Origin of the sequence: Priestia sp. YIM B13490, assembly GCF_042787735.1 — a bacterium.
Taxonomy (GTDB): Bacteria; Bacillota; Bacilli; order Bacillales; family Bacillaceae_H; genus Priestia; species Priestia megaterium.
On sequence record NZ_JBHZOT010000003.1, the window covers coordinates 378,781 to 395,391 of the forward strand.

Consider the following 16,611-nt stretch of genomic DNA (forward strand, 5'->3'; position numbering starts at 1 on the left):
TGGAGGAAATCAATGAATATGTTTACAGATGACAGCGTAATGCTACACACCGATTTATATCAAATTAATATGGGAGAAACGTACTGGGAAGATAATATTCATCAAAAGAAGGCTGTTTTTGAAGTTTTCTTCCGCAAACTTCCTTTTGGAAATGGCTATGCTGTTTTTGCTGGATTAGAAAGAATTATTGAATATATTAAAGCATTTAAATTTAGCGAATCAGATTTAACCTACTTGCATGAAGAATTAGGTTTTAAAGAAGATTATTTAGCTTACTTAAAAGATCTTACGTTTACTGGAACGATTCGATGTATGCGTGAAGGTGAGCTTGTATTTCATAATGAACCAATTTTACGTGTAGAAGCACCATTAATTGAAGCTCAGCTCGTAGAAACAGCTATTTTGAATATTGTGAATTACCAAACGCTGATTGCGACGAAAGCAGCTCGAATCAAACATGTAGTAGGAGATCAAGTGGCAATGGAATTTGGAACACGCCGCGCTCAAGAAATGGACGCTGCCATTTGGGGAACAAGAGCAGCCTATATTGGCGGATTTGGTGCTACTTCTAACGTGCGAGCAGGAAAGAAATTTGGAATTCCAGTTGCAGGAACGCATGCTCATGCCATGGTGCAGGCTTATAAAGACGAATATATTGCATTTCATAAATATGCTCGTCGCCATAAAAACTGCGTGTTTCTAGTTGATACGTACGATACGTTAAAATCAGGAGTTCCCAACGCCATTAAAGTAGCAAAAGAATTAGGCGATAAAATTAATTTTACAGCGATTCGCTTAGACAGCGGCGATTTAACATATTTGTCTAAAAAAGCTCGTCAAATGTTAGATGAAGCAGGGTTTACAGAGACAAAAATTGTTGCTTCCAACGATTTAGATGAAGATACGATTATGCATTTAAAGTCGCAAGGGGCACAAATAGACATGTGGGGGATTGGTACTAAGCTCATTACTGCATATGATCAGCCCGCGCTTGGTGCAGTGTATAAACTCGTTTCTATTGAAGGAGAAAATGGCGAGATGATGGATACGATTAAAATTAGCGCAAATCCTGAAAAAGTGAGTACACCAGGATTAAAGCGCGTATATCGTATTATTAATAATTTGAATGGGAAATCTGAAGGGGATTATATCACGATGGAAGACGAAGATCCTCAAAGCGAAGAACGTTTAAAAATGTTCCATCCTGTTCATACGTTTATCAGTAAATTCGTCACAAATTTTGAAGCAAAAGAACTCCAGCATGATATCTTTGTAAACGGAGAGCTTGTGTATGAAACAGAAGAACTTCAGGAAATTCAGCAGTACGTAAAAGATAATTTAGAGCTGCTTTGGGATGAATATAAGCGCACGCGCAATCCTGAAGAATATCCAGTAGATTTAAGCGAAAAATGTTGGGAAAATAAAACGCGTCAAATTGCGTACGTAAAACAAAAAGTAGCAGAAGCCCTAAATAAAAAATAGTAGGGAGCTGGAGACATGTCAGATACGCTTGCTTATTTTCAACAGCTAAACCCTGATAAAAAAATAGATAAGCTTTTAGAAAAAGGAGCGAAAATTGGTATTTATGGTTCTTCTTTTGATCCGGTTACCAATGTTCATCTTTGGACGGCATCAACGGTTGCGCATCGAAAGAAGCTAGATGCTATTATCTTTTTGCCTTCATCGCACAAACGAACAGATAAAAAGCTCCAGACGTTGGATGAGCACCGTGTAAATATGGTTAGCTTAGCGATTAAAGATAACCCCAAATTTTTGCTCGATACGTATGAGCTAGACGTATTGCCGGGCTATCATTACACATACTACACTATGGAGCACTTTAAAAAATTGCTTCCACACGCTGATTTATTTTTTATTATGGGAGCCGACTTACTGCAAGATATTGGTGAAGGCAAGTGGAAGAAAGCAGATGAACTTATTAGTAAAAACCAGTTTATCATCATGGCAAGAGAGGGAATAGACATGTTGAAAGCTATTAGTCATTCTCCTTTGCTTCGAAATTATGACGACGGCCGGTTTCAGCTTCTTGATAAAGGGCTGGCGATGGAAATCAGCTCTACTTATATTCGTCAAGAATTTGCCCGGGGCGGAGAACCAAGATATTTAATGCCTGATCTCTGTTATTTTTATAGTAAAAAACATGGACTGTATCAGTAAGAAATCTACATATAATGGAAGGAGAGCATGTATCATGTCAGACATGCAAGAAAAAATAAGAAAAGAGCTACATGTGAAATCTGAAATTGATCCAGCACAAGAAATTCGTGCCCGCGTTGATTTTCTGAAAAGCTACCTAAAGTCAGCAAATGCAAAAGGCTTTGTATTAGGTATAAGCGGTGGGCAGGACTCTAGCTTAGCTGGACGATTAGCACAGATTGCTGTAGACGAATTGCGAAAAGAAGAATATGAAGCAAAATTTGTAGCCGTTCGCTTGCCCCATGGCACGCAGCATGATGAAGCGGATGCGAAGGCGTCACTAGAATTTATTAAACCTAATGAAACATATACGTTTAATATTAAAAACACGGTGGAAGCATTTGAAAGTTCGTTTACAGGTGCGACAGATATAGCGCTGTCTGATTTTCATAAAGGAAATGTCAAAGCACGTACGCGTATGATTGTACAGTATGCAATCGGAGGAGAAAACGGCCTTTTAGTTATCGGAACCGATCATGCAGCAGAAGCAGTAACAGGCTTTTTTACGAAATACGGAGATGGCGGAGCAGACGTGCTGCCTCTAACGGGACTAACAAAACGTCAAGGAAAAGCATTGCTAAAAGAATTAGGTGCAGATAAACGATTGTATGAAAAAGTACCAACAGCTGACTTGTTAGATAATAGTCCTGGTCAATCTGATGAAACGGAACTAGGAATTTCTTATGATGAACTAGACGATTATTTGGAAGGAAAAGAAGTATCACAAGAAGCCGCTGAAAAAATTGAACAGCGCTATCGTATTACGGAACATAAACGTCAGTTACCGGCTAGCATGTTTGATGAATGGTGGAAATGAGAGAAATGCCCATATTAGGTATATCTAATATGGGCATTATTTTGACTGATTTCTTTCATAAAACAAAAAAGAGGCGGAAAAAGTGTAATTTAACAAATTGTTTTCTCATACACACTTTGTTATTCTTACGCACTTTGGTATAATGAAGTGCTTTTAATATTATTGAGGAGGAACATTTTTTATGGCAGTTGAAGTAGGTAGCAAGGTACAAGGTAAAGTAACAGGTATTACTAATTTTGGAGCATTTGTAGAATTACCTGGAGGTCAAACTGGGCTTGTACATATTAGTGAGGTAGCTGACAGCTATGTAAAAGACATTAATGACCATCTTAAAGTTGGTCAAGAGATTGAAGTGAAAGTCGTTAATGAGAAAGACGGAAAAATTGGATTATCGATTAAAAAAGCAATAGATAAACCTGAAAGACCCTCATCTTCTTATTCACAACGCCCGCCACGTCAGGCAAGAAATAATGATAATCGTTCTAAAAGCAACTTCCAACCAAAGGAAAACTTCGAACAAAAAATGGCGCGTTTCTTAAAAGATAGTGAAGATAATTTATCTACACTAAAACGCAGCACTGAATCAAAACGAGGTGGCAGAGGCGGAAGACGCGGATAAATCCCTTCCACTTTAACTACTTTATTATATAGCTGAAGCAAGCCAATAAAAATTGGCTTGCTTCTTTTTTGTAATAGCTTAAGTACATGCGCTAGAAGAGTAAAGAGAAGGTTAGGTACTACTTGGTTGTAAAGTAGATGCCAATAGTGACAAGTGATGAGAGAAGATCAAGGATGAGTAGGATGAAATTTAAATCTATCATAATCATGCCTCCCTTTGTGCGAGCGTTGACGTTAGTATCTGCAAGATCTCATTTTATTATTCGTAATTTTTTAAAATTTCATTTAATTAAGTGCGATATTTTATATTAAATTAAACTATGTTCTAAATAATAAGTGATAAAATAAAAAACGCTCATAAGAACAATTTTCTTAAAATAATAAAAAAACCTTATAAGTAAGCAAAGGAAAAGTAGGAATGAGTCCTTGATAAAAATAGCTAAATTAACAGAAATTCGTCAGTATTCTTGTATATTCATCTAATCTCTTCATAATTTTAGGAATAAAAAAGTTACATAAAGAAGAGAAACAGACAAAATTCTTTATTTTTTGAGCATTAGTGCTTAATTTGCACGAATATATAAAATGATTCCATAGACTCAAGGATTTTATAGTAATATATAGAACTTCCATACTATTCTAGTTTTTAACTCACTAGCTAAGCGAAAGATGCGTATGTTCTGGGGATGAAGGCATACATAGTAGCACGAAGTATAGAGAGAAATGGAGAGGGAAAACAAAATGAAAAAAGTATCAATTCGGTCTGTATTAAGTACAGTAGCATTTTCGGTTGCTTTATCTTCTTTTGCAATGGGAGCATCCGCCAACGGAAATTCAAAACCAGCGCTTGAACCGTCTTTAGTTAAAATTCAAGGAGACTATAACTTAAAGTCGGCTAAAAAAGTAAAAGTTATTGTGGAGTTAAATGAAGAGTCTGTAGCGGAAGCAAAGAAAAAAGGAGTAGCGCAAAGTAAAGGAAAGATTAAAAAAGCGCGTGACGAAGTGAAAAAAGAGCTTTCAAAAGCTTCTAAAACTTCAAAAGTAAAGCGTGAATATGACCAAGTGTTTTCCGGGTTTTCAGCGGAACTTCCGGCTAATGACCTTGAAAAAGTAGCAAGTTTGCCCGGAGTAAAAGCTATTTACCCAAGCGTTGAATATCATACAACAGAAGTGAAATCGAAAGAAGTGAGCGCGGAAGAATACGGTTCTGAAATGGATAAAAGCATTTACTATGTGGGAGCAGATCAAGCGTGGAAATCAGGGTATACAGGTAAAAATATGACCGTAGCCGTTATCGATACAGGCGTTGATTACGACCACCCGGATTTAAAGTCAGCGTTTGAGAAATATAAAGGATGGGATTTTGTAGATGATGACAAAGATCCTCAAGAAACGCCTGCTGGAGATCCAAAAGGCGAAGCAACAACGCACGGAACGCACGTAGCAGGAACAATTGCAGCGGACGGGAAAATTAAAGGGGTAGCTCCTGAAGCTCATTTACTTGCTTATCGTGTACTAGGGCCAGGAGGAACAGGTACAACAGAAGACGTGATCGCCGGTATTGACCGTGCGGTAGAAGACGGAGCGGATGTAATGAACCTGTCGCTTGGAGATACGATTAATAATCCGGACTTGGCAACGAGTATTGCATTAGATTGGGCAATGGAAGAAGGAGTAGTTGCCGTTACGTCAAATGGAAACAGTGGACCAGCTAACTGGACAGTAGGGTCTCCGGGAACATCTCGTGAAGCTATTTCAGTTGGTGCAACTCAGCTTCCTTACAATTTGTATAAAACGACATTAACTGTGGATAACGCAAGCTATGCTTCAGCTGAAGTAATGGGCTTTCCAAATGACAAGGCATTACTAGATGCAAGTGGTAAAAAGTATGAATTTGTACCTGTCGGACTCGGAAAACCAGAAGACTTTGAAGGAAAGGATGTAAAAGGAAAAGTAGCGGTTATTTCTCGCGGCGACATTGCGTTTGTAGACAAAGTTGACAATGCGAAAAAAGCCGGTGCTGTGGCAACGGTGATTTACAACAACGTAGAAGGGACAATCCCTGATATTCCAGGCACATCTCTGCCAAGTATTCGCCTATCAAAAGCTGATGGACAAGCTTTGGCAGCTTCTTTAGCAAAAGGATCCGTTACGGGCTCTTTTACTGCAACATTTGATCAGACAGTTGATGAAACAATGGCTGACTTTTCATCTCGCGGACCGGTTGTTGATACATGGATGATTAAGCCGGACATTTCGGCACCTGGAGTCGATATCATCAGCACAGTGCCAACCAATGATCCAAGCAACCCTCATGGATATGGATCAAAGCAAGGAACAAGTATGGCAGCACCCCACGTAGCAGGAGCAGCAGCGTTAATTTTACAGGCGCATCCAAATTATAAAGTAGAAGATGTAAAAGCATCTTTAATGAATACAACGGAACTGCTTCGTGACCGCAACGGGCTGGTTTATCCTCATAATACGCAAGGTGCAGGAAGCATGCGCGTAGTAGATGCAATTAAAGCAAAAACGCTTATTACACCAGGAAGTCACTCGTACGGTGTCTTTTATAAAGATAAAGGGAAACAAGTAGAAAAACAAAGCTTTAAGATTAAAAATCTATCAAATCACAGTCAAAAATACTCGGTCAAAGTAAAATTTAAGAAAAGCCATCAGGCAATTGACGTTAAATCAACAAACGATTTAGTTGTTAATGCAGGAAAAACGCAAAAAGTAAACCTGAATGTAAAAGTAGATGCAGGGAAATTATCTCCTGGCTATTACGAAGGGACAATTACCGTAAGTAACAATAAAGAAACGTACGATGTTCCAACCATCTTATTTGTAAAAGAGCCGGATTATCCTCGCGTTACTTCTGCGTATGTAGATGTACTTGGAAATGGATCATTTGAATACGGCAGTTATTTACCAGGCGGAGCAGAGAAGCTTAGCTATTACATTTACGATGCAACGTTAGAAAAAGGGGAATTGTTAAGTTCGTATACGAATGTAGGAAAAGGATTCTCTAGCGCAACGTGGGACGGAAAGATTAATGGTGAAGCTCTTCCAGCGGGAACGTATTATTTATACGCAGAAGCAGTAAAAGCAGGTCAGACGACCGGTTCTTTAGGAGAATTCGAAATTAAATAAATAAAAAAAAAGAGTGCCAGTCTAACTGACACTCTTTTTTTATTGAGCCGTATATCCACCATCGATTACAGCAGCTTGGCCGGTTACGCCTTTTGCTAAATCACTTGCTAAAAACATGGCATAATCTGCAATTTCATCGACAGCAAGCAAGCGCTTTTGAGGAACAAGAGGATAAATGACTTCTTCTAGTACTTTTTCAAGCGCTACATTTCGCGTACGTGCCAAATCTTTTAATTGATTTTGAACAAGCGGCGTATCAACATAACCAGGGCAAATCGCATTTACCGTAATGCCGTGCTCTGCACCTTCAAGAGCAGCCACTTTCGTTAAGCCAATTACGCCGTGCTTAGCGCTATTGTACGCTGCTTTTCCTGAGAAACCAATCAAACCGTTAATGGAAGACATGTTCAAAATGCGGCCGAATTTTTGCTTTTTCATAATAGGAAACGCATGCTTAGTCGCAACAAAAGGTGCAACAAGCATAATTTTCGTTAAAAGTTCAAATTTTTCAGTAGGAAATTCTTCGAGAGGGGAAACAAATTGCATGCCAGCATTGTTAATTAATACATCAAGGCGGCCATATGTTTCAACCGTTTGAGCAATCATTTGTTCAATATCACTTTCCTTTGTCACATCTGCTTTAATGCCTAATGCTTCGTAGCCTTTTGTCTTCAATTTATCTGCTGCTTTCTTAACGCCATCTTCATTTAAGTCAGTTAAGACAACAGTCGCTCCGTCTTCAGCAAAGCGCTCACCAATTTGATAACCAATACCCTGAGCTGCACCTGTAATTAACACAATTTTGTTTTCAACCATCGTTTTTTCCCCCTTATATGTAGAAAATATAAAATCGCTTACTTTTCCATTTTATCAAAAATTATCTTAATTTAGCGAGTTTTTTAACTATACTTCACGCGAAAAGAATGGGTGTGGGAAGGGGTGTTTACTATCTTTACTTCCACATTGCTAACAGAAGCGAACGGTGAGGGACCTTTTTTTATTTCTTCAATAAATTTTTGGATGTTGCTTTCTTCACCTTCAGCATCAATTTCGACTTTTTGATCGTCTCGATTTCGTACCCATCCGTTAATGGAGCATTCCATTGCTTTTAGCTGCGTGTAGTGACGGAACCCAACTCCTTGAACGCGTCCGTCCACAATCATATGCACATGTTTTTTCACTGTTTTCACCTCACAGGCAATTTTCCCTTTTTTATAAAAAAGAAAACAACTACAATCTTACTTTTCACTGTATAATAGAAAAAGACATTGTAAGACTTTAACAGTTTTGATGTAGATTAAATAAGAAAGAAGGGTTATGAATGCAAGCAGCAGCACGAACGCAGCAAGCGCAGCCGGCGACGATTTATCGTATTTTATTTGCTATTAGTTTAGGCCATTTCCTAAATGATTGTATGCAGTCTGTTATACCGGCACTTTTTCCTGTCCTTGAAAAATCGATGAATTTAAACTACACGCAAATCGGCTGGATTGCCTTTGCTTTAAACATGACGTCATCGATTATGCAGCCGGTGTTCGGCGTATTTGCCGATAAGCGTCCCTCGCCATTTTTATTGCCAATTGCAATGTGTTTAAGCATGATTGGTATGGTTGGGCTCGCTTTAGCGCCAAATTTTTATTTTGTGATTATATCTGTCTTATTTGTAGGATTTGGCTCAGCTATTTTTCACCCCGAAGGTTCTCGCGTAGCGTATATGGCAGCAGGGGGAAAACGGGGGCTGGCGCAGTCTATTTATCAAGTTGGCGGAAATACAGGACAGTCGATGGCTCCGCTATTTACGGCATTTATCTTTATCGGACTTGGTCAGTTTGGAACGATTTGGTTTACGTTAATTGCAGGTATCGGCGTAGTGGTTTTGTATAGCGTCTCTAAATGGTATAAATCGGAGTTAGCTACTCGTCAACGCTTAAAGAAAAAGCAGTCAGATGCTTCATTTACGATGAACAAGCAAATTATTTTTGCAGTTGGACTTTTAATTTTTCTAGTTTTTGCACGTTCATGGTACGGAGCAGGCATCCTTAATTTCTTTCAGTTTTATATCATTGGAAAATTTAATTTGCCTATCAAAAGCGCTCAGCTTTACGTTTTTTTATTTATGATTGCAGGGGTGTTTGGAACATTCTTTGGAGGTCCGCTTGCCGATCGTTTCGGAAAACGAAATATTCTATTGTTTTCTATGTTAGGTTCAGTACCGTTTACTTTATTACTGCCTCATGTTTCTCTAGGAGTGGCAGCACCTCTTTTAGTACTAATCGGCTTTATTCTTCAGTCAAGTTTCAGCGTCACGGTCGTCTATGCTCAGGAGCTGATGCCAGGAAAAATCGGCTTGGTTTCCGGCTTAATTGTAGGTCTTGCTTTTGGAATGGGAGCTTTAGGAGCTGTTGTATTCGGTAAATTAGCCGACGTCTTCAGCCTTCAGTTTATTATGCTGTTTTGCAGCTATCTTCCAATTCTAGGGCTGCTAACATGGCTGTTACCGAGCGATAAGCGTGTGAAAGAAATGCACGAAGCAAAATAAGAAAAAGAAAAAGCAAACGCGCCTTAGCGTTTGCTTTTTCTATGAGCGTGAAGCAAATTTCAAGACGGATTCATATTTTTCTCCTACAATAGAGACAATAGAAATTGAAAATCGAAAGGAAGAATCACCTATGATTAAGCTAAGCGTATTGGATCAGTCTCCTGTTTCAAGCGGATCAACACCAAAGGAAGCGTTGAAACGCACGGTAGAGCTGGCTAAATTAACGGAAGAGTTGGGCTACCATCGCTTTTGGGTAGCGGAACATCATAATACGAATGGTCTTGCGGGTTCATCTCCGACACTATTAATGACGCACTTAGCTTCTCAAACGAGCCGAATCCGCATTGGATCTGGAGGAGTCCTTCTTCCTCAATACAGTCCGTATAAAGTAGCAGAAGATGCTCAGCTGCTTGAAAATCTGTTTCCGAATCGAATTGACTTAGGTCTTGGACGGTCACCTGGAGGTGATGCGCTTACCCGGCTAGCGCTGACAGATGGAGTTCGTAAAAGCCTCAATGAATTCCCTCGGCAAATTCAAGCGTTAAAAGGACATCTTGAGCATAATTTGCCGTCGGATCATCCGTATTACGGCGTGACGGCTTATCCGCTGAGCGAAACAAAGCCAGAACTGTGGCATCTTGGTATTAATAAAAGAGGAGCGAGATCAGCTGCTGAATTGGGCATCTCTTTTACGTTTGGACACTTTATTTATTCAGTTGGAGGACAAGAAGCCATTCGTCATTATAAACAAGAATTTATCCCTTCTTCGTATCAATCAACGCCTAAAACCAACGTATGCGTATTTGTAGTATGTGCAGAAACAACAGAAGAAGCTGAGGAACACGCTAAAACGTTAGATGATTGGCTGTTGAAAGTAGCTAAAGGCGGAGATACAACGGTTTCATCGATAGAGGAAGTGCGCAATCGTTCTTATTCAGAAGAAGAGCTCAAAAAAATAAGCACCAATTGTCCTCGTATGATCGTAGGAAATCCAGCTGAAGTAAAACAAGGATTAACTCAGCTGCAGCAAAAATATGATAACGACGAATTTTTAATTATTACAAATATCCATGATTATGAAGCAAAAAAGAAGTCTTATGAACTGCTTGCAGAGCTATTTCCTCAACCCTCATTTTTTTAATAAAAAGATGGGGTTTTTTTACGGGATTAAATGTTAGAATATTTAAAAAGGAGGAGTGACATGCACGTAGATCAAAAAAGTGTAAGCAACCAAACTAATAAGATTACCTATACACATATTAAAACAGGAGGGCCTCGCATTTGCTTTATGTTTTCAGGTCTAGGCTATACGTACGAAAAGCCGCTGTTGTATTATGTGACAATGCTGATGCTAAAACACGGAATTGACGTTGTTCATATTCACTATACATATTCAAAAGAGCTCATGACAAAGTCTACAGATGAGATTGCAGACGTTATGATGAAAGACATTGACCTTGTGCTGCAAGACGTTTTATCTCACAATAACTATAAAAATATCATATTTGCAGGAAAATCACTTGGGACGATTCCACTGATTCAGCGAGTTATGAAAGATGAAGTCTACAAAGATGCAGTGATGCTTTTACTGACGCCGCTTTTAACCAGATCGGAACTGTTTGAAAGTTTACTAGAAAACACTCATAAAGGTCTTCTTGTAATAGGAAGTCGTGATTACTATTATGCCGAAGAAGTTTATCGATTAAAAACAAACAAGATGAATATTGAAGTGATTGAAAACGCTGATCATTCATTGGACGTTTTGTATTCTCCTGTGGAATCGTTAAAGGCGCTAGAAACCGTTTTGAATGGCATAGAAAAGCTTCTTTGAGATAGGAAGTAAGGAAAGGAGGAAAAAATGGATACGCTACGTGAAATTATTTGCGAAAAAAGAGCCTACAGCTATTCACCTCATACTCATAATCATAACTACAGTCAGCTTTTGTTTCCGCTAGCAGGTGCTCTTGATATTCAAGCAAGTGAGCAGCACTTAACGCTACAAGAAGGATGCTTTTACATTCCGCCTCGTCAGCTTCATACGTATCAAGCTAAAAATACAAATGAATGTTTAGTTGTTGATATTCCGTTGAAATTTACAGAAAGTGCGCATCTTTCTCAACAAGCCGCTTTTATTCAATGGGATTCAACATGGAAAGCAATTCGCTACCTTTTACTTGATGGGCTTCAAAAAAGCGCTGACAGAGGGGCGCTTGAAGATTTAGTCCGTTACATTCAGCATTATTTGCCAAAGAAACAAACGTTTAAATCCATTGATTATCTTCATGCTAACTTTAATCAAGAGCTAAACATAGAAAGTCTTGCCAAGATGGAAAATTACCATCCTGCCTATTTTTCTGCTTGGTTTAAACAAAAAACGGGCTATTCGCCTCAAAGCTATGTAGCGCGTATACGTTTAAAGAAAGCAAAAGAATTGTTAAAAGAGAGCAGCTATTCGATAACGTATATTGCGCACGAAGTCGGCTATTACAGCTTGTCTTCATTCACCAAATGGTTTGCAAAACAAGAAGGAGTCTCACCCACGCAATATCGAAGTATCTTAAAAACAGACAAATAATATCATAAAAGCGGAAAAACTTTTTTCTTTCTTTTAGCTATGATAAAAGAAAGGAGATGGAAATATGAATACTTCATTATCAAAAATACTTATTTTATGTGCAGCTGTACTATGGGGAACAACAGGGACTGCCCAAGCTTTAGCATCTGCTGAAGCACATTCCGTGGCAATTGGAGCGGTGCGTTTAGCTGTAGGGGGACTGTCGCTTCTTGCAGCTTGTCTTATTCAAAAAAAGAAAGTGGACGTAAGAAACCTTCCTATTCTGCCCCTTGCGGTTGCTGCAGCAAGTATGGCCGCTTATCAGCCGCTGTTTTTTTCAGCCGTTATCAAAACGGGTGTTGCAGTAGGGACAATGGTAGCAATTGGGAGTGCGCCGCTTTTGTCAGGAATGTTAGATTACATAGTGTACCGCAAGAAACCTACAAAAAAGTGGTTGTTTGCTACGTTTACGGGTATTATAGGGTGCTGCAGCTTGTTGTTAAAAAAAGATAGTCAAATCGACGTGATAGGTTTAGGTATGGCGATAGGAGCAGGGGCGTCTTTTGCTTGCTATACGACTGTTAATAAAAAAATTGTTCAGCATGTTGATCCGCAAGTAGGCGCTTCTCTTGTGTTCACAACAGCTGCTGTTCTACTAATCCCATGCTGGTTTATATATGATATGAGCTGGCTAGTTTCTCTAAATGGAATGGGCATTGCTCTTCACTTAGGAATACTTACGACGGCTCTTGCTTATGTATTATTTTCTACAGCGCTTAAGTCGGTGCATGCGTCTACCGCCGTGACGTTATCATTAGCAGAGCCCGTTACCGCTTTTTTATTGGGCGTCTTTTTCTTAGGAGAATCTCTAACTTTGGTGAACATATGTGGAGCAGCACTAGTATTTGCTAGCTTAGCGTTTTTAACGTATTCTCCGAAATCATCGCTAAATCAAGAGGTGCGTATATAAAAGAAACCCCTTTCTCTAGAGAAAGGGGATTTCTTATTAAGCGTACATGCTAGCTACTTGTTTTTGCAGGTTGCTGTCTTCTAAATACTCATCGTACGTCATTTGCTTGTCAATTACTCCGTTTGGCGTAATTTCAATTACACGATTTGCAATCGTTTCAACGAACTGATGGTCATGAGATGTGAAAATCATTGAACCTTTGTAGCTGATAAGTCCATTGTTTAGTGCTGTGATTGATTCTAAGTCAAGGTGATTCGTAGGGTCGTCTAGTAAAAGAACGTTTGAACCGCTTAGCATCATTTTAGAAAGCATACAGCGAACTTTTTCTCCTCCGGAAAGAACGTTGGCTTTTTTCAACACTTCTTCACCAGAGAATAGCATTCTGCCTAAGAAACCGCGTAAGAAGCTTTCGCTTTGGTCATTAGGTGAATACTGACGCAGCCAGTCTACTAAATTTAAATCTCCGTTTTCAAAGTACTCGGAGTTGTCTTTTGGGAAAAAGGCTTGAGACGTTGTCACACCCCATTTGTACGTACCGCTGTCTGCTTCCATTTCACCCATTAAAATCTTCATTAATGTTGAATTTGCAAGTTCGTTGCGGCCTACAAGAGCGATTTTGTCATCTTTATTCATAATAAAGCTTACGTTATCAAGCACTTTTACGCCGTCAATTGTTTTTGTTAGACCTTCAACGCGAAGTACGTCATTTCCAATCTCACGTTCCGGCGTGAAGTTCACGTACGGATAGCGACGAGAAGAAGGGCGGATGTCATCTAATGAAATTTTATCAAGCAATTTTTTACGAGACGTTGCTTGTTTTGATTTCGATGCATTTGCGCTAAAGCGAGCGATAAAGGCTTGAAGCTCTTTAATTTTTTCTTCTTTTTTCTTGTTCGCATCTGACGCCATTTTTTGTGCTAATTGACTTGATTCATACCAGAAATCATAGTTACCAACGTAGACTTGGATTTTACTGAAGTCAAGGTCAGCAATGTGCGTACATACTTTGTTTAAGAAGTGACGGTCATGAGATACAACAATGACTGTGTTTTCAAAGTTAATTAAGAACTCTTCTAACCATTGAATTGCTTGAATATCCAAGTTATTCGTAGGCTCATCTAAAAGTAATACATCAGGTTTTCCGAATAAGGCTTGTGCAAGAAGCACTTTTACTTTTTCACTACCCGTTAGTTCAGCCATTTTTTTTGCGTGAAGATCTTCAGAAATACCTAATCCTTTTAAAAGAATAGCTGCTTCTGATTCTGCTTCCCAACCGTTTAATTCAGCAAATTCACCTTCAAGCTCAGCTGCTTTCATTCCGTCTTCATCTGTGAAGTCTGCTTTCATATAAATAGCATCTTTTTCTTGCATTACTTCATAAAGGCGAGCGTGCCCCATAATAACGGTTTTCATAACTTCTTGATCTTCATATTCGAAGTGGTTCTGTTTTAAGACAGCAAGGCGTTCGCCAGGGCCCATATGTACATCACCAGTTTGAGATTCAATTTCACCAGATAAAATTTTTAAAAACGTTGATTTTCCAGCACCGTTTGCGCCGATTAATCCATAACAGTTACCAGGCGTGAATTTAATATTCACATCTTCAAATAACTTTCGGTCGCCAAATCGTAAACTTACATTACTAACTGTAATCATGTATGAGCAGTCCTCCAAATTCAATATCTATAAAATTATACCATTCTTTTGAGATAAGAGCGATATGAATACAATATTTCAAACATAAAGTGTAACCGACACTTCAAGCACTCGTCAACTATTTAAGGGGATTTTTGAGAGGTAAAACTTTAATTATTCTAGCATTCACCAAAACATTGAGCAGCAAACCAGCATGTCTAATCCTTCAGTAATCAGCTCTTTTTCATTTTTAAGATGGATGTTGTATTCTTTTGTATAAGAAACAAAAAGAAGAATAATACTACCTGGTAAATAAAAGAATTTCTATGAAGTAAACACTGATATTTTACGGGTGCTTATTTCTAAAATTGGTTTGATATAGACATAAATAGGGTGATTATCATGTGGAAATTAGTTGTTTCCTATCTTCCAGAATGGCCAGTTTTTATACAAGCAGTTTTGGTTTTTTTCATCCCGTATATAATCTACAAATTATTAAGCGGGATTCGTAATTCAGAGGAAGAGTGATGAAAATGAAAAAATGGAAATCAGCAGTAAAAAAAATAGGTAACCATGCGCACGAGAAGGAAAACAAACAGGAATCTATACATCAAGATTCACCTAATCATGTTACGGATCATTTAGCTTTAACACTAAAAGTAGTTAAAAATGAAATTGGTCATAATTCCGACGTTCATTTTCGTGAGTTTATTATAGGACGCACCAGCATTCAGGCAGCTATTATTTTTGTAGAGGGGCTCTCAGATAAAGATCTTATTGAAAAACATATTTTGTCATCATTGATGGCTGATTTTTCAAAAGAATATCAACAGGATCAGCTTTACGTAAAGGGAAGCCTTTCAAAACAGTTTATTAAAAGCCAAGTATTATCAATTAGTGATGTAGAAGAGGTCCATTCTATTAAAGAAGTAATATCAAAAGTCTTAACAGGATCTACGGCTCTTTTAATTGACGGAATATCACCTGCTTTAATTCTTGGTACAAGCAAAGTAAAAACAAGGACAATTGAAGAGCCCGTATCAGAAGCATTGGTGAGAGGGCCAAGAGTAGGCTTCACTGAATCGTTAAGTGATAATACTTCTTTATTAAGAGGAAGCGGAGATATTGAAAATTTGTCGCTGGTGAAATTTCAAGTAGGAAAGCGTTCCAAAAAAGACTTAGTTGTTGCTTACATAAAGGAGATTGTTGATCCAGAGCTAGTTGAAGAAGTAGAAAAACGAATTAAAAAAATTGATCTTGATAATGTGCCGGAGTCAGGATATGTTGAACAACTCATTGAAGATAATTACCTTAGTCCCTTTCCCCAGGTGCAGAATACGGAGCGTCCCGATCGTGTAATTGCTGCTTTGATGGAAGGGAGAGTAGCCATTTTATTAGACGGGACGCCTTTTGCTTTAATCGCTCCTGTTACGTTTAGCATGATGTTACAGTCGCCGGAAGATTATTATGAAAGGTGGATTCCCGGTACATTCATTCGTTTTCTTCGTTATATTGCAGTGGTTCTTTCCCTTTTTACCCCGGCTTTGTATATTGCGTTTATTTCATTTCATCCAGGATTAATTCCGACTAAGTTAGCTATTTCTATTATAGGATCAAGGTCTGGTGTTCCGTTTCCCGCCCTTATCGAAGCCTTATTTATGGAACTATCGATCGAAATTTTGAGAGAAGCCGGACTCCGGTTGCCGAAACCAATTGGTCCAGCAATGGGCATTGTCGGTGGGTTAATCATTGGAGAAGCTGCGGTGCAGGCAGGAATCGTTAGCCCTATTTTGGTGATTGTAGTGGCGTTAACTGCCATTTCATCGTTTTCTATTCCGCAATATAGTGTAGGAATCACATTGCGTATTCTTCGGTTTGTAGCCATGCTTTGTGCTGCCATACTTGGATTATATGGCGTCATCTTATTTTTCCTTTTTATGATGAGCCATTTAGTGAAACTAAAAAGTTTCGGCGTACCTTATATGAGTCCAGCTGTTCCTTATCGTTTAAGTGAATGGAAAGACTTGGTAGTCCGTATGCCTCTGATGATGATGAAACGACGTCCAAAGATGATGCACACCAAAGATCCTCTGCGAAAAGGGTAGCTT

14 protein-coding genes are annotated in these 16,611 nt (G+C 38.7%); 11 read left to right on the top strand and 3 right to left on the bottom strand.

The window, feature by feature from the left end:
- Positions 1-12: 12 nt before the first annotated feature.
- The 5 genes from ACFX4R_RS11840 (at position 13) to ACFX4R_RS11860 (ending at position 6,805) form a co-directional block, all read left to right on the top strand.
- The gene (locus ACFX4R_RS11840) at positions 13-1,482 is read left to right on the top strand and encodes a nicotinate phosphoribosyltransferase (RefSeq protein WP_043982238.1); all 1,470 of its coding nucleotides are present in this window, start codon (positions 13-15) and stop codon (positions 1,480-1,482) included.
- A gap of 15 nt (positions 1,483-1,497) precedes the next feature.
- Positions 1,498-2,178, top strand: coding sequence for a nicotinate (nicotinamide) nucleotide adenylyltransferase (gene nadD, locus ACFX4R_RS11845; RefSeq protein WP_025752246.1), 681 nt, complete (start codon positions 1,498-1,500; stop codon positions 2,176-2,178).
- Positions 2,179-2,212: 34 nt separating this feature from the next.
- Positions 2,213-3,034, top strand: coding sequence for an ammonia-dependent NAD(+) synthetase (gene nadE / locus ACFX4R_RS11850; protein ID WP_013083029.1), 822 nt, complete (start codon positions 2,213-2,215; stop codon positions 3,032-3,034).
- Between the two features lie 181 nt (positions 3,035-3,215).
- The gene (locus ACFX4R_RS11855; protein ID WP_013056909.1) at positions 3,216-3,653 is read left to right on the top strand and encodes a S1 domain-containing RNA-binding protein; all 438 of its coding nucleotides are present in this window, start codon (positions 3,216-3,218) and stop codon (positions 3,651-3,653) included.
- Positions 3,654-4,393: 740 nt separating this feature from the next.
- Positions 4,394-6,805: a S8 family serine peptidase gene (locus ACFX4R_RS11860; protein ID WP_377569625.1), complete on the top strand. Its 2,412-nt coding sequence runs from the start codon at positions 4,394-4,396 to the stop codon at positions 6,803-6,805.
- 39 nt (positions 6,806-6,844) lie between these two features.
- Here ACFX4R_RS11860 and ACFX4R_RS11865 read toward each other — a convergent pair whose 3' ends face one another.
- Together ACFX4R_RS11865 and ACFX4R_RS11870 are read right to left on the bottom strand one after the other, a co-directional pair.
- The gene (locus tag ACFX4R_RS11865; RefSeq protein WP_025752250.1) at positions 6,845-7,621 is read right to left on the bottom strand and encodes a 3-hydroxybutyrate dehydrogenase; all 777 of its coding nucleotides are present in this window, start codon (positions 7,619-7,621) and stop codon (positions 6,845-6,847) included.
- 83 nt (positions 7,622-7,704) lie between these two features.
- A complete protein-coding gene (locus tag ACFX4R_RS11870; RefSeq protein WP_028408645.1) occupies positions 7,705-7,986 on the bottom strand; it encodes an acylphosphatase in 282 nt (93 codons plus the stop codon).
- 140 nt (positions 7,987-8,126) lie between these two features.
- Between ACFX4R_RS11870 and ACFX4R_RS11875 the strand changes: the two genes are divergently transcribed.
- The 5 genes from ACFX4R_RS11875 to ACFX4R_RS11895 all read left to right on the top strand — a co-directional run bounded on the left by ACFX4R_RS11875 (position 8,127) and on the right by ACFX4R_RS11895 (position 12,868).
- Positions 8,127-9,344, top strand: coding sequence for an MFS transporter (locus ACFX4R_RS11875; RefSeq protein WP_377569627.1), 1,218 nt, complete (start codon positions 8,127-8,129; stop codon positions 9,342-9,344).
- Positions 9,345-9,474: 130 nt separating this feature from the next.
- The gene (locus ACFX4R_RS11880; RefSeq protein ID WP_377569630.1) at positions 9,475-10,485 is read left to right on the top strand and encodes an LLM class flavin-dependent oxidoreductase; all 1,011 of its coding nucleotides are present in this window, start codon (positions 9,475-9,477) and stop codon (positions 10,483-10,485) included.
- A 60-nt stretch (positions 10,486-10,545) separates the two neighbouring features.
- The gene (locus ACFX4R_RS11885; protein WP_165575169.1) at positions 10,546-11,175 is read left to right on the top strand and encodes an alpha/beta family hydrolase; all 630 of its coding nucleotides are present in this window, start codon (positions 10,546-10,548) and stop codon (positions 11,173-11,175) included.
- A 27-nt stretch (positions 11,176-11,202) separates the two neighbouring features.
- Positions 11,203-11,919 carry a helix-turn-helix domain-containing protein gene (locus ACFX4R_RS11890; protein WP_043982313.1) on the top strand — a complete coding sequence of 239 codons (717 nt, stop codon included), beginning with the start codon at positions 11,203-11,205 and terminating at the stop codon, positions 11,917-11,919.
- Positions 11,920-11,983: 64 nt separating this feature from the next.
- Positions 11,984-12,868, top strand: coding sequence for a DMT family transporter (locus ACFX4R_RS11895; RefSeq protein WP_377569632.1), 885 nt, complete (start codon positions 11,984-11,986; stop codon positions 12,866-12,868).
- A gap of 36 nt (positions 12,869-12,904) precedes the next feature.
- Here ACFX4R_RS11895 and ACFX4R_RS11900 read toward each other — a convergent pair whose 3' ends face one another.
- Positions 12,905-14,524: an ABC-F family ATP-binding cassette domain-containing protein gene (locus ACFX4R_RS11900; RefSeq protein WP_013083037.1), complete on the bottom strand. Its 1,620-nt coding sequence runs from the start codon at positions 14,522-14,524 to the stop codon at positions 12,905-12,907.
- A 506-nt stretch (positions 14,525-15,030) separates the two neighbouring features.
- Here ACFX4R_RS11900 and ACFX4R_RS11905 point away from each other — a divergent pair.
- Positions 15,031-16,608: a spore germination protein gene (locus tag ACFX4R_RS11905; RefSeq protein ID WP_377569634.1), complete on the top strand. Its 1,578-nt coding sequence runs from the start codon at positions 15,031-15,033 to the stop codon at positions 16,606-16,608.
- Positions 16,609-16,611 lie beyond the last annotated feature (3 nt).

Bases quoted from the DNA above. Each gene is read 5' to 3' on its own strand.
- nadD (WP_025752246.1), top strand. From the start codon at position 1,498: ATGTCAGATACGCTTGCTTATTTTCAACAGCTAAACCCTGATAAAAAA.
- ACFX4R_RS11895 (WP_377569632.1), top strand. From the start codon at position 11,984: ATGAATACTTCATTATCAAAAATACTTATTTTATGTGCAGCTGTACTA.
- ACFX4R_RS11855 (WP_013056909.1), top strand. From the start codon at position 3,216: ATGGCAGTTGAAGTAGGTAGCAAGGTACAAGGTAAAGTAACAGGTATT.
- ACFX4R_RS11890 (WP_043982313.1), top strand. From the start codon at position 11,203: ATGGATACGCTACGTGAAATTATTTGCGAAAAAAGAGCCTACAGCTAT.
- ACFX4R_RS11900 (WP_013083037.1), bottom strand. From the start codon at position 14,524: ATGATTACAGTTAGTAATGTAAGTTTACGATTTGGCGACCGAAAGTTA.
- ACFX4R_RS11840 (WP_043982238.1), top strand. From the start codon at position 13: ATGAATATGTTTACAGATGACAGCGTAATGCTACACACCGATTTATAT.
- ACFX4R_RS11865 (WP_025752250.1), bottom strand. From the start codon at position 7,621: ATGGTTGAAAACAAAATTGTGTTAATTACAGGTGCAGCTCAGGGTATT.
- ACFX4R_RS11860 (WP_377569625.1), top strand. From the start codon at position 4,394: ATGAAAAAAGTATCAATTCGGTCTGTATTAAGTACAGTAGCATTTTCG.
- ACFX4R_RS11875 (WP_377569627.1), top strand. From the start codon at position 8,127: ATGCAAGCAGCAGCACGAACGCAGCAAGCGCAGCCGGCGACGATTTAT.
- ACFX4R_RS11885 (WP_165575169.1), top strand. From the start codon at position 10,546: ATGCACGTAGATCAAAAAAGTGTAAGCAACCAAACTAATAAGATTACC.
- ACFX4R_RS11905 (WP_377569634.1), top strand. From the start codon at position 15,031: ATGAAAATGAAAAAATGGAAATCAGCAGTAAAAAAAATAGGTAACCAT.
- ACFX4R_RS11880 (WP_377569630.1), top strand. From the start codon at position 9,475: ATGATTAAGCTAAGCGTATTGGATCAGTCTCCTGTTTCAAGCGGATCA.
- nadE (WP_013083029.1), top strand. From the start codon at position 2,213: ATGTCAGACATGCAAGAAAAAATAAGAAAAGAGCTACATGTGAAATCT.